The sequence below is a fragment of the Actinoplanes xinjiangensis genome, from assembly GCF_003148685.1.
Classification (GTDB): domain Bacteria; phylum Actinomycetota; class Actinomycetes; order Mycobacteriales; family Micromonosporaceae; genus Actinoplanes; species Actinoplanes xinjiangensis.
Genome location: NZ_QGGR01000008.1, coordinates 209,892 through 230,388 on the forward strand (window position 1 = coordinate 209,892; position 20,497 = coordinate 230,388).

General features: G+C 72.9%; 28 protein-coding genes and 1 pseudogene. 19 read left to right on the plus strand and 10 right to left on the minus strand.

Annotation, left to right across the window (positions count from 1 at the left end; all coding sequences use genetic code 11):
• Window positions 1–5: 5 nt before the first annotated feature.
• Both BC793_RS19930 and BC793_RS19935 read left to right on the plus strand, forming a co-directional pair.
• Window positions 6–986 carry an alpha/beta hydrolase gene (locus BC793_RS19930; protein WP_203896305.1) on the plus strand — a complete coding sequence of 327 codons (981 nt, stop codon included), beginning with the start codon at window positions 6–8 and terminating at the stop codon, window positions 984–986.
• Between the two features lie 10 nt (window positions 987–996).
• A complete protein-coding gene (locus BC793_RS19935) occupies window positions 997–2,007 on the plus strand; it encodes a helix-turn-helix domain-containing protein (protein ID WP_109594356.1) in 1,011 nt (336 codons plus the stop codon).
• 14 nt (window positions 2,008–2,021) lie between these two features.
• On the opposite strand, the gene BC793_RS19940 is transcribed toward BC793_RS19935, so the two are convergent.
• From BC793_RS19940 to BC793_RS19950, 3 genes are all read right to left on the minus strand, one after another.
• The gene (locus tag BC793_RS19940; RefSeq protein ID WP_109594358.1) at window positions 2,022–2,828 is read right to left on the minus strand and encodes a hypothetical protein; all 807 of its coding nucleotides are present in this window, start codon (window positions 2,826–2,828) and stop codon (window positions 2,022–2,024) included.
• Window positions 2,825–3,322, minus strand: a complete 498-nt coding sequence (locus BC793_RS19945) for a SigE family RNA polymerase sigma factor (RefSeq protein ID WP_109594360.1) — start codon at window positions 3,320–3,322, stop codon at window positions 2,825–2,827. The genes BC793_RS19940 and BC793_RS19945 overlap by 4 nt, the downstream gene beginning before the upstream one ends.
• A 289-nt stretch (window positions 3,323–3,611) precedes the next feature.
• A complete protein-coding gene (locus tag BC793_RS19950) occupies window positions 3,612–4,040 on the minus strand; it encodes a YybH family protein (RefSeq protein WP_109594362.1) in 429 nt (142 codons plus the stop codon).
• A gap of 63 nt (window positions 4,041–4,103) precedes the next feature.
• Here BC793_RS19950 and BC793_RS19955 point away from each other — a divergent pair, with 63 nt between their 5' ends.
• The 7 genes from BC793_RS19955 to BC793_RS19985 all read left to right on the plus strand — a co-directional run bounded on the left by BC793_RS19955 (window position 4,104) and on the right by BC793_RS19985 (window position 10,166).
• Window positions 4,104–4,475, plus strand: coding sequence for a YciI family protein (locus BC793_RS19955; RefSeq protein ID WP_109594667.1), 372 nt, complete (start codon window positions 4,104–4,106; stop codon window positions 4,473–4,475).
• Complete coding sequence (locus BC793_RS19960) at window positions 4,463–5,683, plus strand: RNA polymerase sigma factor (protein ID WP_109594364.1); 1,221 nt, start codon at window positions 4,463–4,465, stop codon at window positions 5,681–5,683. The genes BC793_RS19955 and BC793_RS19960 overlap by 13 nt, the downstream gene beginning before the upstream one ends.
• A gap of 106 nt (window positions 5,684–5,789) precedes the next feature.
• Window positions 5,790–6,998: an acyl-CoA dehydrogenase family protein gene (locus BC793_RS19965; protein ID WP_109594366.1), complete on the plus strand. Its 1,209-nt coding sequence runs from the start codon at window positions 5,790–5,792 to the stop codon at window positions 6,996–6,998.
• Window positions 6,995–7,768 (plus strand): SDR family NAD(P)-dependent oxidoreductase, encoded by a 774-nt coding sequence (locus BC793_RS19970; RefSeq protein WP_109594368.1) that lies wholly within the window; start codon window positions 6,995–6,997, stop codon window positions 7,766–7,768. Before BC793_RS19965 ends, BC793_RS19970 begins: the two co-directional genes overlap by 4 nt.
• Complete coding sequence (locus BC793_RS19975) at window positions 7,761–8,495, plus strand: SDR family oxidoreductase (protein WP_109594370.1); 735 nt, start codon at window positions 7,761–7,763, stop codon at window positions 8,493–8,495. Before BC793_RS19970 ends, BC793_RS19975 begins: the two co-directional genes overlap by 8 nt.
• Window positions 8,492–9,511 (plus strand): phosphotransferase family protein, encoded by a 1,020-nt coding sequence (locus BC793_RS19980; protein WP_109594372.1) that lies wholly within the window; start codon window positions 8,492–8,494, stop codon window positions 9,509–9,511. Before BC793_RS19975 ends, BC793_RS19980 begins: the two co-directional genes overlap by 4 nt.
• Window position 9,512: 1 nt before the next feature.
• A complete protein-coding gene (locus BC793_RS19985; protein ID WP_109594374.1) occupies window positions 9,513–10,166 on the plus strand; it encodes a histidine phosphatase family protein in 654 nt (217 codons plus the stop codon).
• Here BC793_RS19985 and BC793_RS50655 read toward each other — a convergent pair.
• Both BC793_RS50655 and BC793_RS52820 read right to left on the minus strand, forming a co-directional pair.
• On the minus strand, window positions 10,157–10,381 hold the full coding sequence (locus BC793_RS50655; protein ID WP_203896314.1) for a helix-turn-helix domain-containing protein: 225 nt from the start codon (window positions 10,379–10,381) through the stop codon (window positions 10,157–10,159). The genes BC793_RS19985 and BC793_RS50655 overlap by 10 nt on opposite strands.
• Before the next feature lie 223 nt (window positions 10,382–10,604).
• A pseudogene (locus BC793_RS52820) lies at window positions 10,605–11,162 on the minus strand (AraC family transcriptional regulator ligand-binding domain-containing protein); the annotation flags it as partial.
• A 43-nt stretch (window positions 11,163–11,205) separates the two neighbouring features.
• Here BC793_RS52820 and BC793_RS19995 point away from each other — a divergent pair.
• From BC793_RS19995 to BC793_RS20010, 4 genes are all read left to right on the plus strand, one after another.
• On the plus strand, window positions 11,206–11,934 hold the full coding sequence (locus BC793_RS19995; protein WP_109594376.1) for an arsenate reductase/protein-tyrosine-phosphatase family protein: 729 nt from the start codon (window positions 11,206–11,208) through the stop codon (window positions 11,932–11,934).
• Window positions 11,931–12,314 carry a VOC family protein gene (locus BC793_RS20000; RefSeq protein ID WP_109594378.1) on the plus strand — a complete coding sequence of 128 codons (384 nt, stop codon included), beginning with the start codon at window positions 11,931–11,933 and terminating at the stop codon, window positions 12,312–12,314. The genes BC793_RS19995 and BC793_RS20000 overlap by 4 nt, the downstream gene beginning before the upstream one ends.
• Window positions 12,315–13,475, plus strand: a complete 1,161-nt coding sequence (gene chrA / locus BC793_RS20005; RefSeq protein WP_109594380.1) for a chromate efflux transporter — start codon at window positions 12,315–12,317, stop codon at window positions 13,473–13,475. It abuts the gene before it with no gap.
• 348 nt (window positions 13,476–13,823) lie between these two features.
• Window positions 13,824–14,201, plus strand: a complete 378-nt coding sequence (locus BC793_RS20010; protein ID WP_109594669.1) for a PRC-barrel domain-containing protein — start codon at window positions 13,824–13,826, stop codon at window positions 14,199–14,201.
• Between the two features lie 27 nt (window positions 14,202–14,228).
• On the opposite strand, the gene BC793_RS20015 is transcribed toward BC793_RS20010, so the two are convergent.
• Window positions 14,229–14,558, minus strand: coding sequence for a PCC domain-containing protein (locus BC793_RS20015; protein ID WP_109594382.1), 330 nt, complete (start codon window positions 14,556–14,558; stop codon window positions 14,229–14,231).
• Window positions 14,559–14,669: 111 nt separating this feature from the next.
• Between BC793_RS20015 and BC793_RS20020 the strand changes: the two genes are divergently transcribed.
• Genes BC793_RS20020 through BC793_RS20035 form a run of 4 tightly spaced genes read left to right on the plus strand, consistent with a single transcriptional unit; the run spans window position 14,670 to window position 16,186 of the window.
• The gene (locus tag BC793_RS20020) at window positions 14,670–15,020 is read left to right on the plus strand and encodes a VOC family protein (RefSeq protein ID WP_109594384.1); all 351 of its coding nucleotides are present in this window, start codon (window positions 14,670–14,672) and stop codon (window positions 15,018–15,020) included.
• 4 nt (window positions 15,021–15,024) lie between these two features.
• Window positions 15,025–15,387: an ArsR/SmtB family transcription factor gene (locus BC793_RS20025; protein ID WP_109594386.1), complete on the plus strand. Its 363-nt coding sequence runs from the start codon at window positions 15,025–15,027 to the stop codon at window positions 15,385–15,387.
• 2 nt (window positions 15,388–15,389) lie between these two features.
• Window positions 15,390–15,872, plus strand: coding sequence for an SRPBCC domain-containing protein (locus tag BC793_RS20030; RefSeq protein ID WP_239170175.1), 483 nt, complete (start codon window positions 15,390–15,392; stop codon window positions 15,870–15,872).
• 26 nt (window positions 15,873–15,898) lie between these two features.
• Window positions 15,899–16,186: a hypothetical protein gene (locus BC793_RS20035; protein ID WP_109594388.1), complete on the plus strand. Its 288-nt coding sequence runs from the start codon at window positions 15,899–15,901 to the stop codon at window positions 16,184–16,186.
• Between the two features lie 4 nt (window positions 16,187–16,190).
• Here BC793_RS20035 and BC793_RS20040 read toward each other — a convergent pair whose 3' ends face one another.
• A complete protein-coding gene (locus BC793_RS20040; RefSeq protein ID WP_109594390.1) occupies window positions 16,191–16,886 on the minus strand; it encodes a hypothetical protein in 696 nt (231 codons plus the stop codon).
• Between the two features lie 280 nt (window positions 16,887–17,166).
• Here BC793_RS20040 and BC793_RS20045 point away from each other — a divergent pair, with 280 nt between their 5' ends.
• Entirely contained in the window at window positions 17,167–17,859 is a 693-nt protein-coding gene (locus tag BC793_RS20045) for a SprT-like domain-containing protein (protein ID WP_239170176.1), read from the plus strand.
• A gap of 40 nt (window positions 17,860–17,899) precedes the next feature.
• Here BC793_RS20045 and BC793_RS20050 read toward each other — a convergent pair whose 3' ends face one another.
• The gene (locus BC793_RS20050; protein ID WP_109594394.1) at window positions 17,900–18,403 is read right to left on the minus strand and encodes a tetratricopeptide repeat protein; all 504 of its coding nucleotides are present in this window, start codon (window positions 18,401–18,403) and stop codon (window positions 17,900–17,902) included.
• 43 nt (window positions 18,404–18,446) lie between these two features.
• Complete coding sequence (locus BC793_RS20055; protein ID WP_146246358.1) at window positions 18,447–19,331, minus strand: hypothetical protein; 885 nt, start codon at window positions 19,329–19,331, stop codon at window positions 18,447–18,449.
• Window positions 19,332–19,512: 181 nt separating this feature from the next.
• On the opposite strand from BC793_RS20055, the gene BC793_RS20060 reads away from it, so the two are divergent.
• Window positions 19,513–19,953: a DUF2231 domain-containing protein gene (locus BC793_RS20060; RefSeq protein ID WP_109594397.1), complete on the plus strand. Its 441-nt coding sequence runs from the start codon at window positions 19,513–19,515 to the stop codon at window positions 19,951–19,953.
• A 9-nt stretch (window positions 19,954–19,962) separates the two neighbouring features.
• Here BC793_RS20060 and BC793_RS20065 read toward each other — a convergent pair whose 3' ends face one another.
• Window positions 19,963–20,493, minus strand: coding sequence for an HdeD family acid-resistance protein (locus BC793_RS20065; RefSeq protein ID WP_109594673.1), 531 nt, complete (start codon window positions 20,491–20,493; stop codon window positions 19,963–19,965).
• Between the last annotated feature and the right edge of the window lie 4 nt (window positions 20,494–20,497).

The window sequence follows — 20,497 nt, forward strand, 5'->3', positions numbered from 1 at the left end:
CGTTCGTGACCGCTGTCGTGCCCTCTCCTCCCCCGTTCGACCCGGAGCTCGGGGCGGCGCTCGCCGTGCTCGGGGAGCAGCTTCCGCCCGCGCTCACCCCGGAGATGATTCCGCTCCTGCGGCAGGGTGCCGCCGTCATGGGGACGATCAGCGACGACGACCTGCGGCGCGGCGGGAAGTTCACCGTCGAGGAGCGGGCGGTGCCGGGGCTCGACGGGGACCCGGACGTGTCCCTGCTGATCTGCCGGCCGACCGGGGCCACCGGGATGCTCGGGTGCGTCTATCACACGCACGGCGGCGGGATGATCCTCGGCGACAACCGGGCCGGGATCGACCTGATGCTGGACTTCGCCGAGGAGTTCGGGCTGGTCGTGGTGTCGGTGGAGTACCGGCTGGCACCGGAGACCCCGCATCCGGGGCCGGTGAACGACTGTTACGCGGGGCTGCTGTGGACCGCGGCGCACGCCGGGGAACTGGGCTTCGACCCGGGACGGCTGATCGTGGCCGGTGGCAGTGCCGGAGGTGGGCTGGCGGCGGCACTCGCGCTGATGGCCCGCGACCTGGGTGGGCCGGAACTGCTCGGACAGCTGCTGATCTGCCCGATGCTCGACGACCGCAACGGGAGTGCTTCGGCCGTACAGATGCAAGGGTTGGGGATCTGGGATCGCACGGCGAACCGGACCGGATGGGGTGCGCTGCTCGGTGCGGCGGCCGGTGGGCCGGACGTGTCGCCCTACGCGGCGCCGGCGCGGGCCGCCGACCTGGGGAATCTGCCGCCCGCGTTCATCGATGTGGGTAGTGCGGAGACGTTCCGGGACGAGGACGTCGCGTATGCGACCCGGATCTGGCAGGCCGGCGGGCGGGCCGAACTGCACGTGTGGCCGGGCGGATTCCACGGGTTCGACATGATGGCGCCGACCGCGGTGATCTCGCAGGATGCCCGGCAGGCGCGGTTCCGGTGGCTGAACCGCATGCTCAACGCCTAACGTCGGCGGCATGAAGGACCTGGCGGTGCGCCTCGCCGCGCTGGACGCCGACGCCAGCGCGGCCGTCCAGGTGATCGCCTACTTCGACGGGCTGGTCGAGGCCGGCGCCGGGTTGCAGAGCATCGTGCGGGGCGCGGCCGTGCTGGCCGGCTGCCCGGCGCGGCTCGACGACACGGCGCGGCGCGTGCACATCCGGATGCTGCCGGACGGTATCGCGGCACCGGCACCCCTCGCGGGCGGCGAACACCGGGCCGACGACAAGGACACCGAACGCCGGGCGGGCGACGAGCGGTGGCCCGGCGCCGCGGCGGGCACCGCGGTGCTGCGGCTGGAGCGGTCCGGGGCGGCCGGGCCGGTCGACGCGATGGTGCTGGAACGTGCCGCGGCCGCCGCCCGCGCGGTGCTCGACCGGACCCGGGGGCGGGCGCCGGCCGCCGACCAGCCGGCGATGGTCGAGTTGCTGGTCGACGCGTCGGCTCCGGCGGACGCCCGGCTGCGGGCCGGGCGCCTTCTCGGCCTGGCGGCCGACACGACGGCGTACGCGATGGTCCGGCACGGCGGTGAGATCCGCGTGCTGAGCGGGGACGCGGATCCGCCGTACGGCCGGGCCGGGATCGGCCCGGCCGTACCGGTTCTCGACCTTCCGGTCTCGCACGACGCGGCACGGATCGCGGTCCGGTTCACCGCCGCCGGGACTGACGACGACCCCGGAGAACCGATCATCCGGTACGGCGAACTGGGCGCCCTGGCAATGCTGACGCACGTGCCCGAACCCGGTGCTGTGCCGGACGTCCGGGTCCTGGAGCAGGCCGGCACCCCGTGGCTGCTGCCGACCCTGCACGCCGTCACCACCACAGCCAGCCTGCGGGCCGCCGCCACCCACCTACGGCTGCACCATTCCACCCTCCAGGACCGGGTCGCCCAGGCCGAGCACCTGCTCGGCTGGAGTCTCCACGATCAGGCGGGCCTGTTGCGTACCCATCTGGCCCTGATCCTGCGGCGCCTGCACCGCAACCCGTGACGTACCCGGCGCTCTCAGCCGGTGATCGTCTCGGCGATGTCGGTGGCGATCGCCTCGAGCTGGGCGCGGGTGAACACCGGCTCCGGCGCGGACGGTCCACTGCCGTCACCGCCGAAGTAGTTGACGGCGCTCAGGTGCACCGCGTGCCTGCGGTCGGGAAGTTCCACGTCGACGCCGTAGAAACGCCAGCCCTGGCCGGGCCGGTCCACGTACCGGACGAGCCGCAGCCCGGAGGCGGTACGGGTCTCCCCGCAGTCGGTCACCGGTGGCGCACACTCGTAGAACGGCTCGCAGGACCGGCCGCCCGCGCAGCCGACCGCGCGCAACGACAGGTAGAACCCGCCCTTGCGGCCGTCGGCGGTGACCCCCGACTGGGCCCGGAACGTGTCGTCGTCGAGCGCGAACATCACCGGACGCCCGTCGGGTGTGCGCTTCTCCCCCGGCTCGTCCGGCATGTAGATCCACCGGACCTCCGGGGCGTGCTCGGTCGTCGCCTGCTCCAGGACGGACCGCAGCCGGTCGAGGATCCGCTGCTTCCCGGCCGGTGTGCCGGACTCCAGCGCGAACACCGACGGACTCGGTGACACCGGCACCGACGGTGACGCGGCCGCGGCCGGTGGGGCGGGCGCGGGCGCCGGGCCGGAGCCGGACAGCAGGCTCGCACCGACGGCGATGGCGGCGATCACGGCCGCGGCGGTGGACCCGCCCGCCGCGAGACGACGGATCCGGCGGCGCCGGCGGGTACGGCGTACGACATCGTCGACGTCGACGGTCGACGCCGGTGCCGCGCCGATGAGCTGGTCGAGCATGTCCTGGTTCACTGGTGCCTCCCCGTTGCGTAGCTGAGCGCGCGCAGTGCCTCCAGGGCCCGCGCCGACTGGCTCTTGACTGTTCCGGTGGAGACGCCGAGCAGGTCCGCGGTCTCCTCGATCGACCGGTCGAAGTAGAACCGGAGCACGACCACGGCCCGTTGCCGCCGCCCGAGCCGGGACAGCAGCGCGATCAGCTGCTCCCGGTCGGCGAGCTGGTCGGGCGGGCTCCAGCCGGGGTCGGGCACGTCCTCGGCCGGGTACTCGCGCCGCCACGGCCGGCGGCGCTCGTCGATCCAGGCCCGGGTGAGTATGCGCTGCGCGTACGCCTCCGGGTTGTCGGCCGCCGACACCCGCCGCCAGTTCTCGTAGAGCTTGCCCACGACGGTCCCGACCAGATCGTCGGCCATGTGCCAGTCGTGACACAGCAGGTATGCCGCCCGCCGCCAGCGTTCCATCCGGATGCCGACGAACTGCCGGAACCCGTCCTCCTCGGACCTGTTCACGGTCCTCCTCCCCCACGTCTCTGCGGGCACGACGGAAACACCGGCGTTCGAGGTTGCACGCGAGAGGCCATTGTGGCCGGGATCGGCGGCCGGGTCCGGCTCATCGCGCGGCCGAGTCCGGCTCGTCGTCCGGCCGGGTCCGGCTCGTCGCGCGGGTCCGGCTGGTCCCCACCGCTGTCTCGGGCGCGCTGAGACAACGGTGAGGACCAGCCGGAAGGGGTTGCGACGACCGGCCGGGGCGGGTTGCGACGACCGGCCGGACGGGGTTGCGACGACCCGGGTGAGCGGGTCAGTCGGTGGGGGTCAGGCCGGTGGAGGCGCGGAACGAGCCGTCCATCTCGAACGGCACCGACTCGTGTTCGTGGGTGATCAGCCAGTGGCCGTCGATGCGCCGCAGCCCGAGGGTCACCCGGAACCACAGGGTGAACCCCTCGGCCGCGCCGCGCGGCACCGCGCTCAGGCAGTCGATGCTGGTCGCGAACGCCACATCGCCGTCCGTGGTGATCGCCAGCTGGGTGACCTCGCGGCGGGGCGGCGCCTGGAAGTTGTCCATCCACGCCTCCAGCACGGCCGGGTCCCGGCGGTCTCCGGGCTGGCGCAGCGGCGGGGCGAGGTTGTACTCGACGAAGCCGGGCGCGTAGTAGGACAGGATGGCCTTGGCGTCACCGGTCTCCAGCAGCGCGGCCTTGTTCTCGATGACTTCCTGGATCTCGTTCATGCCGGTATGTCGAAGCCGGGCCGGCCGGCTTCGACATCCCTGACGACACCGAAGGAGAAACCGATGAAATATCTGATCCTGATCCAGTCGAATCCGCAGTCGCTGGCCGTCTGGGAGACGCTCACCGATCAGCAGCGCACCGATTTCGGGCTCGGGCATCTGCGGCTGACGGAACAGATGCGCGAGGCCGGCGTGCTGGTGGTCAGTGAGGGGCTGGGTGATCCGGCGCTGGCCACCCAGGTCTCGGTGCGCGACGGCCGGACGATCACCTCGGACGGCCCGTTCGCCGAGGTCAAGGAGCATCTGGCCGGGTTCTATCTGATCGACGTGGCGGATCTCGACGAGGCGGTCGGGTGGGCCGCGAAGGCGCCGGACGCCGCCTACACCCGGGTCGAGGTGCGTCCGGTCCTGGACATGAGCGCATGGGAGATCTGACCGGGCTGCCGGACCTGCTGCGCGACTGTGCGCCGCGGGTCCTGGCCGCCGTGGTGCGCCGGTACGGCGACTTCGAGGCCTGTGAGGACGCCGTGCAGGAGGCGCTGATCGCGGCCGCCGGGCAGTGGCCGGAGAGCGGCATCCCGGAGCAGCCCAGGAGCTGGCTGATCACCGTGGCGAGCCGCCGCCGGGTGGAGGCGCTGCGCAACGAGACGGCCCGCCGGCGCCGTGAGGAGGCGGTCCGGCACGACCCGGTGCCGGCCGTCCGCGGTGACGACGAGCTGGCGTTGCTGCTGCTCTGCTGCCATCCGGCGCTGAGCGGGCCGGCGCAGGTCACGCTCACGCTGCGGGCGGTCGGCGGGCTCACGACCGCGGAGATCGCCCGCGCGCTGCTGCTGCCGGAGGCCACCGTGGGCCAGCGGATCAGCCGGGCCAAGCAGCGGATCCGCGACGCCGGCGCGCGGTTCGAGATGCCGGCGCCGGACGAGGTCGGCGAGCGTCTCAGCGCGGTCCGGCACGTGCTCTACCTGATCTTCAACGAGGGTTACACGGCCAGTTCGGGCGACGCCCTGAACCGGGTGGATCTGACCCGGGAGGCGATCCGGCTGACCCGGCAGCTGCACCGGCGCCTGCCCGGCGACGGCGAGACCGCCGGGCTGCTCGCGCTGATGCTGCTCACCGATGCGCGCCGTCCCGCGCGGACCGGGCCGGACGGCGCCCTGATCCCGCTCGCCGAGCAGGACCGCGGTCACTGGGACACCGCGGCGATCGCCGAGGGCGTCGCGCTCATCACCGACACGCTGGCGCGGGCCCCGATCGGTCCCTTCCAGCTCCAGGCCGCGATCGCGGCGGTCCACGACGAGGCGGCGCGGGCCGAGGACACCGATTGGCCGCAGATCCTCATTCTGTACGGAATGCTGCACGCGCTCGCCCCGAGCCCGATGGTCACCCTGAACCGGATCGTGGCGGGCGCCATGGTGGAGGGCCCGCGAGCCGGGCTCGCCGCGCTGGACCGGGTCGCGGACGATCCGGTGCTGGCCCGCCACCATCGGACCGCGGCGGTGCGGGCGCACCTGCTGGAGCTGGCCGGTGATCGGGCCGGGGCGCGGGACCAGTACCGGCTGGCGGCGCGGCTCACGCTCAGCCGCCCCGAGCAGCGCTACCTGGAGTCGCGGGCCGGTGGCCTGGGCCGGGGAGAGCAGCGGTGACGGCGGGGACGCCTCATGGTGGTCGCGGGCGCCTGGTGTCGTACCAGATCAAATGTTTGTCGCTCTGGATCAAGTTCGGCCGGAGGCCGGGTTTTAGCGTGTGGGGATGGATTTCTCCCCCTCCGCGCGGGCCGCGGAACTGACCGGGGCGGTGCGCGACTTCATCGACGGCGAGATCGCGCCGGTCGAGCATGATCTGCACCAACGTTCGGCGCGGGCGCGGCGGGCCGGTGAGCCGGTGTCGTGGCGGGTGCCGGAGGAGGTGCGTGAGCTGCAGCGACGGGCACGCGACCGCGGGCTGTGGAACCTGTTCGCGGATCTGAGCAACGTCGACTACGCGCCGATCGCCGAGGCCACCGGCTGGTCGTTCCTGGCGCCGTACGTGTTCAACTGCAACGCGCCCGACACCGGGAACATGGAGGTCCTCGAGAAGTACGGCACGCCGGAGCAGCGGGACCGCTGGCTGACCCCGCTGCTGGACGGCACGATCCGCAGCGGCTTCGCCATGACCGAACCCGCCGTCGCCTCGTCGGATGCCACGAACATGCAGCTCACCGCCGTGCTCGACGGCGACGAGGTGGTGCTGGACGGCCGCAAGTGGTGGACCACCGGCGTCGGGCATCCGGACTGCCGGGTCCTGATCGTGATGGGCCTGACCGACCCGGGCGCGCACCGGCACGCCCGGCACTCGATGGTTCTCGTCCCGATCGACACGCCCGGGGTGAAGGTCGAGCGGATGCTGGACACCATGGGCTTCCTGGACGAGCCGTTCGGGCACGGCGAGGTGTCGTTCACCGGTGCCCGGGTTCCGGCGGCGAACATCATCGCCGGGCCGGGACAGGCGTTCGCGATCGCGCAGGGCCGGCTCGGCCCGGGGCGGGTGCACCACGCGATGCGGATGATCGGTCTCGCCGAACGGGCCCTGCACCTGGCGTGCGAGCGAGGGCTGGCCCGGACCGCGTTCGGCAAGCCGATCATGAACCTGGGCGGGAACCGGGAACGGGTCGCCGACGCCCGCATCGCCATCAACGCGACCCGGCTGCTGATCCAGCACGCGGCCTGGAAACTGGACGCCGGCGGCCCGATGGCGGCGCTCTCGGAGGTCAGCCAGATCAAGGTGGCCGCACCGAACGTCGCCCAGCAGGTGATCGACTTCGCCATGCAGATCCACGGCGGCGCCGGCCTGTCCAGCGACTTCCCCCTCGCCTCGGCGTGGACCGCGGCCCGCGCGGTGCGGATCGCCGACGGGCCGGACGAGGTACATCGTGGTCTGATAGCCCGACTCGAACTCGCCGACCATGGAGCAGCCCGATGAAACGTGTCCTGATCACCGGCGGCGCCTCCGGACTGGGTGCCGCGCTGGCCGCACAGTTCACCGCCCGCGGCGACCGAGTACTGGTCACCGACGTGAACCTGACGGAGCCGGACCGCCTGGACATCACCTCGGAGGCCGACTGGGCAGCCGCCCTGGAACGGGTCCGTGACGAGTTCGGCGGCCTCGACATCCTGGTCAACAACGCGGGCATCGCCGCCGGTGGGCGCATCGACCGGCTCAGCGCCGAGCACTGGCAGCGGGTGCTGACCGTCAACGTGCTCGGCGCGGTCAACGGCTGCCGGACGTTCACCCCGCTGTTCAAGGAACAGGGCTCCGGTCACGTGGTGAACGTGGCGTCGGCCGCCGGGCTGATGCATCCACCGTCGATGAGCAGCTACAACGCGAGCAAGGCCGCGGTCGTGGCGCTGTCCGAGTCGCTGCGCTACGAGCTGGGGCCGTGGGGTGTGGCCGTCTCGGTGGTGTGCCCGTCGTTCTTCCGTACCAACCTGGCGCAGTCGCTGTCCGGGGACGACCCGCAGATGGAGCAGGGCGCGGTCCGGCTGATCAACGGGGCCCGGCGGGGTGCCGACGAGATCGCCGCCCGGGTGCTGCGCGACGTGGACGCCGGTAGGTTCCTGATCCTGCCGGACTCGGACGGCCGGACGGCGTACCGGGTCAAGCGATTCGCCCGGTTCCTCTACGACCGCAAGATGTTCGCCCTGGGCGCGAAGATCCGCCGCGAGGAGCGGGCGGAGGTGCCGCATGAGTAGAGGCGTCGTCCTGATCACCGGGGCCAGCGCCGGCCTCGGTGAGGAGATGGCCCGGCAGTTCGCGGCCCTCGGCTACGACCTGGCCCTGTGCGCCCGCCGCGTCGACCGGCTGGAGAAGCTGCGCGACGAGCTGCCGACCCGGGTGGTGGTGAGGCAGCTCGACGTGACCGACGACGACGCGGTGTTCACCGTGTTCCGGGAGTTCGCCGCAGAGTTCGGCCGCATCGACCGGGTGATCGTCAACGCCGGTCTCGGCAAGGGCGCGCCGCTCGGCACCGGCCGCCCGGACGCCAACCGGGCCACGGCGCGCGTCAACTTCCTGGGCGCCCTCGCCCAGGCCGAGGCGGCGCTGGAGATCTTCCGGGCCCAGCAGCGCGGCCATCTGGTGATCATCTCGTCGATGTCGGCGCTGCGCGGCATGCGCAAGTCGATGACCACCTACGCGGCCACCAAGGCGGGTGTCGCCGCGCTGGCCGAGGGGCTGCGCTCGGAGCGGATCCCCGGCGTCGACGTGTCGGTGATCTATCCCGGATACATCCGGTCGGAGATGAACGAGCACGTCCGGCAGCAGACCCCGTTCATGGTCGACACCGCGACCGGTGTCCGCGCGATGGTCGCCGCCATCGAGAAACGTAAGGCCAAGGCCTACGTCCCCGCCTGGCCGTGGGTGCCGATCGGTGCGGCGATGCGGGTGCTGCCCCTCTCCGTCGTCCGGCGGTTGGGGTGACCGGCCCGGTCCGCGCGGAGGACGCCTTCGACGTCGGCGCGGTGACGGCCTGGCTGGGTCTGTCCGGGACGCCGGAGGTGACACAGTTCTCCGGCGGTGCCTCCAACCTCACCTACCTGCTGCGTTATCCCGGCCGGGAGCTGATCCTGCGGCGGCCGCCCGCGGGCCGGAAAGCCGCGACCGCCCACGACATGTCCCGCGAGTACCGGATCCAGTCCGCCCTGGCGCCGGTCTTCCCGTACGTGCCGGGGATGGTCGCGCTCTGCGAGGACACGTCGGTGATCGGCTCCCCGTTCTACGTGATGGAGCGCGTCCACGGCCGCATCCCGCGGAAGGAACTCGGCGTCGACCTGCCACCCGGCGAGGTACGGCGGCTGTGCACCGGCGTGATCGACCTGCTGATCGACCTGCACGGCATCGACCCGGCCGCCGCGGGGCTGAGCGACCTCGGCAAGGGCACCGGCTATGTGGCCCGGCAGGTGGCCGGCTGGTCCGAGCGCTACCGGGCGGCCCGGACCCGCAACGTCGGCTCGTTCGCGCGGGTGATCGCCTGGCTGGAGGCGAATCAGCCAGCGGAGCAGCGGATCTGCCTGATCCACAACGACTTCCGGTTCGACAACGTGGTCTTCGACCCGGACGACCCGGCCCGCCCGGTGGCGCTGCTCGACTGGGAGATGGCGACCCTCGGCGACCCGCTGATGGATCTGGGCAGCGCGCTGGCCTACTGGGTGCAGGCCGACGACGGATGGCTGTTCCGGTCGTTCCGGCGACAGCCGACGCACACGCCGGGCATGCTGACCCGCCGCGAGGTGATCGAGCACTACCACGCGCGGACCGGGCTGCGGCTCACCGCGTTCCACGAGGTGTTCGGGCTGTTCCGGCTCGCCGGTATCGTGCAGCAGATCTACTACCGCTACCACCACCGGCAGACCCGCAACCCGGCGTTCCGGCACTTCTGGATCGCCAGTCTGATGCTGGAACGCCGCTGTCTGCGCATCATCGCCCGAGAGGACTGAGGTGGCCCGTCTCCTGCTGATCCGGCACGGCCAGGCGTCGTTCGGCGCCGACGACTACGACGCCCTCTCGGAGACCGGGCACGAGCAGGCCCGTACCCTCGGCCGGTCGTTCGCCGAACGCGGCATCCGGCCCGCCTTGCTGATCCGCGGCACCATGCGCCGTCACGACGAGACCGCGGCCGGGCTGCTCGACGGCCTGAAGGAGACCGTCGAGACGGTGACCGACCCCGGCTGGAACGAGTTCGACTTCCACCACGTCGTGCAGCTCCACCAGCCGGGCTTCCGGACCGGGACCCCGCGGCAGTTCCAGGAGGTCTTCGAGGCGGCGACGGCCCGGTGGTCGTCCGGTGAGCACGATGCCGAGTACACCGAATCGTTCGTCACCTTCCGCGAACGCGTCACCGCCGCGCTGGAGCGGGCGCGGGAGCTGGTGCGCGAGCACCGGGACGTGGCCGTGGTCAGCTCGGGTGGCCCGATCGCGATGGCCGCCGCCCTGCTGACCACCGGATCGGCGGCCGGCTGGGCGGCCCTGAACCGGGTGTCGGTCAACACCGGCGTCACCAAGGTGATCGCCGGCGGCCGCGGCCTGTCGCTGTCGACGTTCAACGAGCACACCCACGTCGAGGCCGAGCCGCGCCTGCTCACCTACCGCTGAGCCTGTCGGCGCAGCGCGGTCGGGCTCATCCCCCACCAGCGCCGGGCGCACCGGCTCAGCACCGCCTGCTCGGCGAACCCGAGCAGGCGGCTGACCTGCGCCAGCGGCATGTCCGTCGTGGTCAGGTAGGCGCGGGCGCGGGCCCGGCGGACGTCGTCGAGGATCTCGGTGAAGCCCTGCCCCTCCTCGACGAGCTGCCGTTGCAGTGCGCGGATGCACGGCCAGCGCCCGGGCCACGTCGGCCAGCTCGGTCGGCCCGGTCCCCAGGGCCTGCGACACCACGGCGCGGACCCGGGCGGCCGGCCCGGTCCGCGGGCCCGGTGACTGCCGGGACAGGAAGGCCAGGGCCAGCCCGCGCAGGGTGGCGTCGACCCCGGCGAGCGGCTGCCGCATCAGGCTGGTCGGCACCCGCAGCACCGCCGCCGGCCGGCCGAAGCGCACGGCCGCCCCGAACACCTCGGTGTAGCGGACGGCCGGAGCGACCGGCTCGTGCGGCAGGTCCACCGACCGCAGACCATACCCACCGCCGACCAGGAACCCGACCGCCCGGTGCAGGAACAACATGGTCATCTCGGTGGCCTGCGGCAACGGCCGGATCCACGCGCCGAACGTGTATCGCAAGCCGGTCACCCCGGCGGTCCCGTCCGGGTCCGGCACGACCGACAGCGACAGGTCACGGGCGTGCACGAACATGTAGCGCGAGGTGCACTCGATCGCGTCGGCCACCGACGGCGAATTCTGGATCGCCACCGCCAGCGGCCCGAGCAGGCTCATCTCCTGCACGGACGCGACCCGCAGACCCAGGTCGGGGCAGTGCAGCGCGGCCGCCGCCGTCTCCAGGACCGCCGCGATCGCGGTGTCCTCGACCAGCAGATCGTCGGCGTCCAGAGCGCCGGGCGGCAGGCCGGCCTGACGGGCGAACAGGTCAGCGTCACCACCGAGCGCCTCGACGGTCTGCCGGAATCTCTGCAGGCCCGCCGACCTCACCAACGACACCGTCGCAGTTTACATCAAACTGATTTGATGTATTGTTCGGGGCATGGGGACCGACACGCCTCCGGCCTTCCTCACCGCGGCCGGCCATCCGGTGCGGTGGCGGCTGCTGAGCGAGCTGGCCCGCACCGACCTGGCCGTCCACGAGCTGACCACCCGCCTCGGCCACCCACAGAATCTGATCTCCTACCACCTCGGCAAACTGCGGCGAGCCGGCCTGGTCACCGCGCGGCGCAGCAGCGCCGACGGCCGCGACACCTACTACGCACTGCACCTGGCCCAGTGCTCGGCCATGCTGACCGGCACCGGGGCGGCCCTGCATCCGGCACTGCGACTGCGGTCCCCGTCACCCGCCCGGCCGGGCCGCCGGGTGCGGGTGCTCTTCCTGTGCACCGGCAACAGCGCGCGATCACCGATGGCCGAGGCCATTCTGCGGCGGCACACCACCGCCCCGGCCGAGATCCACAGTGCGGGAGTCAACCCCAGACCCCTTCATCGGTACGCCGTACAGGCTCTCGCCGCACGCGGGATCGATCCACCCGGCACCGGCCCCACGCACGTGTCCCAGCTGACCGGCGCACCCTTCGACCACGTGATCACGCTGTGTGACCGGGTCAAGGAGGTGTGCCCGGACTTCGAGGCCGCGGGCCGGGTGCACTGGAGCATCCCCGAGCCGGTCGACCGGCCCGACTTCGATCACCTCGCCGACCAGCTCACCGAGCGCATCGGCTTCTTCCTGCACAGGCTCGCCATCACCTCCGAGGAGGCGTCATGAGTGACGGCACGGTCCACGTCCGCTATCTGGTGGACGACGTCCAGTCCGCGATCGACTTCTACACCGGCCATCTCGGGTTCGAGTCGATCACCTCGTTCCTGCCCGCGTTCGCCGACGTGCGGCGCGGCAACCTGCGGCTGCTGCTCTCCGGCCCGGCCAGCTCGGCCGGGCGGCCCATGCCCGACGGCCGGGTGCCGCAGCCCGGCGGGTGGAACCGCATCCATCTGATCGTCGACGACATCGACGCCGAGGTGACCCGGCTGCGCGCCGCCGGTGTCCCGTTCCGCAACGACGTGGTCACCGGTCCCGGCGGCCGCCAGATCGTCCTGGACGACCCGGCCGGCAACGCGGTCGAGCTGTTCCAGCCGGCCGGCACCTGAGTGACCGTCACGACTCCGCGGGCCGGGCTCGCCACCGTCCTCACGCAGTGGGGCCGGATCGGCTGCATCGGCTTCGGCGGGCCGCCCGCGCACATCGCCCTGCTGCGCAAGCTGTGCGTCGACGACCGCCGGTGGCTGGACGCGCGCGAGTTCGAGGACGCGGTGGCCGCCTGCAACCTGCTGCCCGGCCCGTCGTCGACGCAGCTCGCGATCTACTGCGCGTGGCGGGTCCGCGGGCGGGCCGGGTCGCTGGCCGGTGGGGCGGCGTTCATCCTGCCCGGCCTGGTGGCGATTCTGGCGCTGGCGGCGCTGTTCCTCGGTGACCCACCGACGTGGGTGCGGGCGGCCGGGGCGGGCGCGGGCGCGGCCGTCGCGGCGATCGCCGTGCAGGCCGGCTGGAGCCTCATGCCCCCCGGCTGGCGGCGGGCACCACAGCAGAGCAGCCGGCTGCGCTGGTCGGTGTATCTGCTGATCGGCGCGGTCGCGGCCGGGACGATCGGGCCGTGGCTGGTGCTGCTGCTGGTGGCGTGCGGCGTGGCCGAGACGATCGCCCAGCGGGTGCCCGCCGGGCCACGGCGCCCGGTCGCCGCGTGGCCGATGCTGGCCGCGGCCGGGGCGGGCGGCGGCGTGCTGGCCGCCCTGTCCTGGACGGCGCTGAAGGTGGGTGCCCTCTCCTACGGCGGCGGGTTCGTGATCATCCCGCTGATGCAGGCCGACGCGGTCGAGCACCACCGGTGGATGACGGCCGCCGAGTTCCTCAACGCGGTCGCGCTCGGCCAGATCACCCCCGGCCCGGTGGTGCACACCGTCGCCGTAGTCGGTTATGCGGCCGCCGGCCTCGGTGGTGGCCTGCTGGCCGCGGCGGTCGCGTTCAGCCCGTCGTTCGCGTTCGTCCTGTTCGGCGCGGACCGTTTCGACCGGCTGCGCGGCAACCGGTATGTGCGGGCGTTCCTGGACGGCGCCGGCCCGGCCGCGATCGGCGCGATCCTCGGCTCGGCGGTTCCGCTGGCCCGCGCGCTGACCGAGCCGTGGCAGTTCGCGGTGCTGGCCGGAGCCGGGGTCCTGACCCTGGCACTGCGCCGCGGCCCCGTGCCGACCCTGCTCACGGCGGCGGCGGCCGGCGTGGTGATCGTGCTGGCCGGCGGCGCGCTGCCGCACTGAGCCGCTCGGCCCGCCCCGCCCGCCCTGCACCGCCCGCTCCCGCTGCCCTGCACCGCCAGCTCCGCCAGCTCCGCCCGCCCCGCACGCCGGCACCGCCGCCCGGCCCCGCACGCACCGCCCGCCCCGGCCCCGCAGGCACCGCCCGCCCGGCACCGCCCGCTCCGCCCGCCCTGCTGGGAGGTGACTGGGGGTAGTCACCGGAGAGCCGGCCGGCGGTCCGGTTGGCGCACGGTCGAGGGAGTGAATTCACGGGTGCGGGTGAAGCTTCGTTCATTCACCGGAACGCACCGCATGGCCGGAAATGACCGGGGGTAGCCATCTTCTCGTACCCCCGAGAGGAGGCCTTTGGTGATCACCATCGAGCAGGTTCGGATGCTGACCGGTAGCGACGTCTACGACCGGAACGGCGACAGGATCGGCGGTGTGGGCCGGGTGTGGCCGGACGACGCCGGCCGACCGGCCTGGGCCGGGGTGCGGACCGGCCTGTTCGGTCTCGGCGAGTCGCTGATACCGCTGGAGGGCGCCCGTCTCGACGGCGACCGGCTGGTGGTGCCGTTCGACCGGGCACTGGTCAAGGAGGCACCCGACGTGGACGCGCCGGCCGACCGGCCGCTGCCGCACGACGCGGCGAGACTGCTGTCCGAGCACTACGGACTGTTCTGGATCGGGACCGAACGTGATCGGGTCAGCCGGCCCCGGCTGCGGGGTCGCCGGTCCATCGGCTGACCCCGGAGACGAGGCGCCCGGCCGCTGTCAGACGAGCGGGGCCACGTAGGCGCGGACGAAGAAGTCCCGGACGGTCGCCGCGTGCAGGTGGCCGCCGAACGTCGCGGTCTCCGCGTAGAGGGTGACGTGCAGGTGGACACGCCCGTTAACGATCTCGCCGGTGCCGGACAACTCCATCGGCAGGTCGTAGTGACGCAGCCGGTCGACCAGGGCGTCGTCCTGGTGCATGACCGACACGGTCGCCGTCTGAACGGCGCCGATCACCGTGATCGCGCCCGCGGTGATCCGGAGGTCGTCGACCCCGGCCTGGATCGTGGCCAGGACCTCCGCATCCCTACCGACGGTGATCAGGTGCATGGCCTCAGCGTAGACGATCCCCTTCCGTCAGTTGACGCTAACGTTAGTGAGAGCTAACGTTAGCGGTGCCCGACCGGATGGCCGGGATCATCGAGCGAGAGGGGTACGGTCATGGGCCGTCCAGTGGCGTTCTTCGAGATCATCAGCACCGACGCGGACCGGGCGCGCGGCTTCTACACCGGCCTGTTCGGCTGGACGGCATCCGACCAGGAGGGCGGCTACGCGCTGGTCGACACCGGCGCCGGCGAGGGTGCGATCGGTGGCGGCATCGGGGCCGCGGAGACTCCGGAGGAGGCCGGTGTGAAGATCTACGTGCAGGTCGACGACCTGGAGAAGACGCTGGAGCAGGCGGTCGCGCTCGGCGGGACGACCCTGGTGGAGCCGGCCGCACTGCCGGGCGACTACGGTCGGTTCGCGGTGTTCGCCGATCCGGACGGCAACCCGGTGGGTTTGTGGGGATGAGCTGATGTTCGAGGACGAGTCCGAGACCGACGACGCCTTCCGGGCGCTCGCGGAGCCGCGACGACGGGCGATTCTGCGCCTGGTCGCCACCGATGAGCTGGCGGCCGGGGAGATCGCCGCGGCGTTCGACGTGACTCGTACCGCGATCAGCCAGCATCTGACCGTCCTCCGGGAGGCCGGGCTGGTCAGCGAGCGGCGGGCCGGGACCCGGCGGTTCTACCGGGCCCGCCCGGAGGGCCTGGCCGGTCTGCGGGAATTCCTCGATGCGATGTGGAGTGACGCGCTCGACGTGGGGCGACGCCTGGTCGAGGCGGAGGCGGCCGGACGGCCGGACGAGACCGCGGGCCGGCGGACGGACGTGGCCTGACCGTGAGCGACAAAGTCCGCCCGTTGCGGCGTCCACCGATCCGGCAGTCGACGCTGGTCCGCAGCGACCGGGAGCACACGTTCGAGGTGTTCGTCCGCGACATCGGCGTCTGGTGGCCGACGCGCTCGCACTCGCTCGGCCTGGAGCGGGTGGCGACGGTGACCATCGAGCGGCAGCTGGGCGGCCAGGTGTACGAGACGTGGGCCGACGGTTCCCGCGCCGACTGGGGCCAGGTGATCGTCTGGGACCCGCCGGAGCGTTTCGGCATGACCTGGACGTCCCTGCCGGCGGTCACCGAGGTGGAACTGACGTTCACCGCGCTGGCACCGGCGCTGACCCGGGTCGCTCTCGAACACCGCGGCTGGGACCGGCTCACCGAGGCGCAGGTGGCCGCGGCCACCTCGCTGGGCGGCGGCTACGAGGCCGGCTGGCGGCACATCCTGGCGCTCTTCACGGCGTCCGCGGAAGGCGGCGCCGACAGGTAGACCTCTTCGGGGAAAGGAACTCGAGCATGCGTGTACTCGCGCAGGTGGTGCACCATCCGAAGCCGGAGCACCGGGACGACATCATCGCCGCGATGGGCCGGCTCCGGGCGGCGTCCGAGGGTGTCGGCGGGCTGGAGGAGATCGGCGGTTTCGAGGACACCGAGAGCGGCCGGATCATCGCCGTCTCGGTCTGGTCGTCGATGGAGGCGATGCGGTCCGGCATGGCGGTACTCGGCGCGGTGATCGCCGATGTCCGGTTCGGCGAGTGGGAGCGTCAGGAACACTCCCTGGCGGTGTTCCCCCAGGTGGCCTGAGGCGTCACCAGCCGCCGCCGAGGAAGGCCAGCAGCGCCGGTGCCGGGTCCGCCGCGGTGCCGGTGTTGGCCACCGCGATCACCGACACGAGCAGCGCCGCGACCGCCGAGGTGACCGCCCACCACCGGCGGCCGGGCATGACCGGCCGCTTCCAGAACGACCAGCTCACCACGGCGAGAGCCACGGCGACCACGGCGGCGATCACCACCATCACCACGTGGTAATACGCGAAGTCGGCGACCATCACCTCGACCGCGGGTGCCGGGGACGCACCGGAGGCCAGCGAACCGGCCAGGTTCTCCCGGGCCGGTTCCAGCGCCGACGGTGCTCCCCCGCCGGCCGCCATCGGCAGCAGGGACGCGAACGGTGCCAGCGCGCCCTGCACGTTCGCCATCACCAGGGCCACCGCGAACAACGCCGGGACCGCCGCCAGCGAGGCGAGGGCGGGCCGCCGGCCAAACCGTACCGCGAGAGCCACCAGCACGATCAGCAGCAGGCCGGCGGTGACCGCCTTGATCAGGTGGTATCCCGTCCAGTACCCGACGAGACCGGCCAGTGCCGGCGGGAACTCCCGGGCCCCGGACAGCCAGTACTCGGCGACCGCGTCCCGGACCGCCCCGGTCAGGGCTGCTTCGCTGCGGCGCGGCGCGAGCAGCGGAGGCACCGCGACGAAGGCTCCGGCCAGGACCACGGCCAGCACCGGCAGCGGCCACGACGGACGATTACGCAGATGCTCGGATCCCCACTGGAGGGACGGTACACCGCACGCGGTAGCCCGCCCCCGGACGGACGGCGGGCGCGGTCACCGGGAGCCGATCCGGGCCGTCTCCGCTGTCGTGCGTCCTGCCGGGCGGGGCCCGCCGACATCGACCGGGCCCGCTTCCCGCGCCTCGTCGAAGCCGGGGCGGCGAAGCGGAACGTTACCGGGAAGCCGTGCGAGACCCCGGCCGGCGGGCACGTCATGATAGGGGGGTGACGACGTGGAGCGGCGCGCTGTGGACCTGAACGAGGCGCGGGAACTCGCGGACAACCTGATGACCCGGCACGGTCTCGCCGACTGGACGCTGGCCTTCGACGACGCGAAGACGCGGGCCGGGATATGCCGCCTGGCGGCCAAGGAGATCGGACTGTCCCGGCCGTTGATCCGGCTGTATTCAGCCGAGCAGGTGACCGAGACGGTGTTGCACGAGATCGCGCACGCCCTGGCCGGCCCGGGGCACGGGCACGACCGGGTGTGGCGGACGATCGCCGTGCGGATCGGCTGCTCGGGCACCCGGTGTGTGCCGGAGGACGTGCCACGGGTGGAGGGCGTCTGGGAGGGCGTCTGCCCGGCCGGTCACCGGACCACGGTGCATCGCCGGCCGGTCCGGGTGCGGTCGTGTTCCCGCTGCTCACCGTTGTTCGACCGGTCGGCGCTGTTCTCCTGGACCCGTAACGGGGCGGCGGCACCGATGCATCCGCGGTATGCGCAGGAACTGGCCCGCCTGACCGCCGGGCCGGCCCCGATCCCTCCGGCCGTGGAGCTGCCGGTCGGTGCCCGGGTCCGGTTGACCGGCCGCGGGAAGTACGGCGGGCTGGACGGCACGATCGTGAAACGGGGCCGGTCCCGTTACCAGGTGCAGACGACGGCCGGCCTGCTCAACGTGCCGTTCCCGATGGCCGAGCCCGCCTGACCGACCGGCCCGCCCCGACCGGCCCGGTGGCCGGCCGCGGTCAGCGCAGCCAGCTGCGGTCCAGGTCGGCGGCGTAGTGGTCGATCGCCCGCCGGTACTGCCGGATGTCCGGGTCGTCGCCGGTCTCACCGAGCAGCCGCAGCAGGTCGGCGACCGCCTCACGGACGTCCCCGGTGTTGTAGCGCAGCATGGCCCGGAACACCCGCAGCGGCCGGTCGCCGGGGAACCGGGCCAGCGCCCGCTCGAACACCGCGGCGGCCTCGCCGTCGCGGCCGAGGGCCCGCAGCGTGCTGCCCAGCCCCAGCATCGCGTCACGCAGGTCCACCTCGGGCAGGTCACCGGCGATCGCCGCGCGGTAGTGCGCGACCGCCTCCGCCTCCCGGTCGAGCACGTCGTGGACCCAGGCCGTCTGGTAGGCGACCACCGCGTCGTCCGGGAACTCGGCCCGCAGCTCCAGCAGCAGCTCGCGGGCCTCGTCCGCCCGTCCGGCCCCGCGCAGCCGCACCGCCCGGTCCAGCCGTCCACCGTAGAGATCGGTCGTCACGGTCCGATCCTGCCATCACCATGGTCCGGCCGGCCGGGGACGGTCAGCGCAACGGCGCCTCGGCCGGGGTCATGGCGGCCTCGATCGTGTCCAGGATCTGTTCCACCTGCGGTCGCAGCAGCCGCCACTCCCGGCCGGTGGCCAGCGCCTCGTTCTCCGCGTCGACGGCCACGGCGAGGTCCCGCAGCAGCACCGCCAGTTCGCGGGCCCGGGCCTGCCGGGCGCCGTCGATGTTCTGCGCGCCGAGCGCACCCCAGCGCACCGACAGCCCGGTCAGGTCGTCGCGGACCGGCGGCCAGGCCACACCACGTCGCTCGGCCTCCCCCGTGCCCAGCACGCTGAGCAGCCGGGACTCGGTGATCGTCCGGGTCTCGGCGGAGAGCGCACCGGCCTCGGCGTCCCAGGTCGAGGTCCGCCGGGAACGGGCGATCAGAACGGCCGCGGCGAGCCCGGCGAACAGCAGGAAGAGCAGGAACCAGCCGAAGAACCCGCCGGAGCCGTCCTCCTCGGCGACCGTCACGACGGCCGCCGACGACGGCTCGGACGCCGGAGTCGTGGCCGTCGTGACGGTCGCGGCAGGCACCTTGGTCACCGTGACCTCGACGGTACGGGTATCGGCCGGCTGCGGTTTCTCCGTGGTCTTCGTCGGTTCCGGCTCCGGTTCCTTGGTCTTCGTCGGTTCCGGCTCCTTGGTCCTGGTCGGCTCCGGATCCCGGGTCTTCCCGGTCGTCTTCGCCGGCTCGGGTTCGTCGGGTTTCGCGGTGGTCCTGGTCGGCTCGGGTTCCGTGGTGCGGGCCGGCACCGTGCGATCGGCCGTCGCCTCCACCGACGGGCGCGTCGACGGCAGCGACCCGACGTCACCCTCCCCGGTGCACGCCGCGACCCCCAGCAGGCAGAGCACCACACCGACCGGCAGCAGTCGTCTCATCGCCATCTCCCACTCTCGCTGACTCGCCTCAGCGTCCGGCCTTCGGCTCCGGCGGGCATCCCTCGCCCCGGATGACCCGTGGGCCCGGATTCACCCACGCGGGATGACGCCGCCCGGAGCCTGGCGGCCGACGCTTGGCCGGTCCGGTGACACAGGCGTGTACGGCAGGGGGAACCGCCGCATGCAGAGCCGACTCCGTCTGGCGGGCCACGGCGTGCAGCCGTTGCTGCTGATGTTCCCGCTGGGCCTCTTCTGGATGGCGTTCGTCTTCGACGTGGCGACGCTGCTCGGCGCTCCGGCCCTGGTCGGCACCCTGGCGTACTGGAATCTGGTGGCCGGCCTGCTCGGCGGCGTGCTCGCCGCGGTGGCGGTGGGGTTCGACGCGGTCACCGCCACCGGCCCGGCCGCCGCCCGGATCGGGTTCCTGAGCCTGCTGCTCGACGTCGGCGTGCTGATCCTCTTCGCGGTGCTGACCCTGATGCGGGTCCGCGGCGCCGATCGCACCGCGGACCCGGGACTGCTGCTGCTGGAGATCGCCGGCCTGGTGGTGGCCGCGTTCGGTGCCTGGTTCGGGGGCCGTTTCGCCGACCCCCGCGCCCCGGTCGCCGAACCGGTCCCCTGACCGGTGGCCTCAGACGTGCCGGGGTTCGCGGAGCCCGGCGATCGAGGCGGCGATCAGGCAGATCCCGCCGAAGACGAGGGTGGTCGCCCCGATCAGGACGAAGCCGGCCAGGCCCAGGCCGGGCCAGACCAGCAGCGCGAGCGAGGCCAGCACCACGAGGACGCCGACGACGATCCGCCAGCCGCCGCCCGCCTCGCCGCGGCCGACGGACAGGAAGATCTCCCCGATCCCGTCGAGCAGCCAGCCGATCGCGACGATCAGCAGCATCAGGCTCAGCGAGGTGGTGACGTCGGCCAGGCAGAGGACGCCCGCGCCGGCGACGAGCAGACCGAAGAGGACACCGACGACCCGGTGCAGCACCGGGAGCCCGTCGGCGACGAACATCTGCAGGACGCGGATGCCGCCGACGACCAGCAGGTTGAGGCCGAACAGGAACGCCACCACCCGCAGGGTGGCCTCCGGCCAGGCGAACGCGAGGATGCCGATGCCGACGGCGAACACCCCGGCGGCCAGTCGCAACCAGATCCAGACACGTGACATCGGG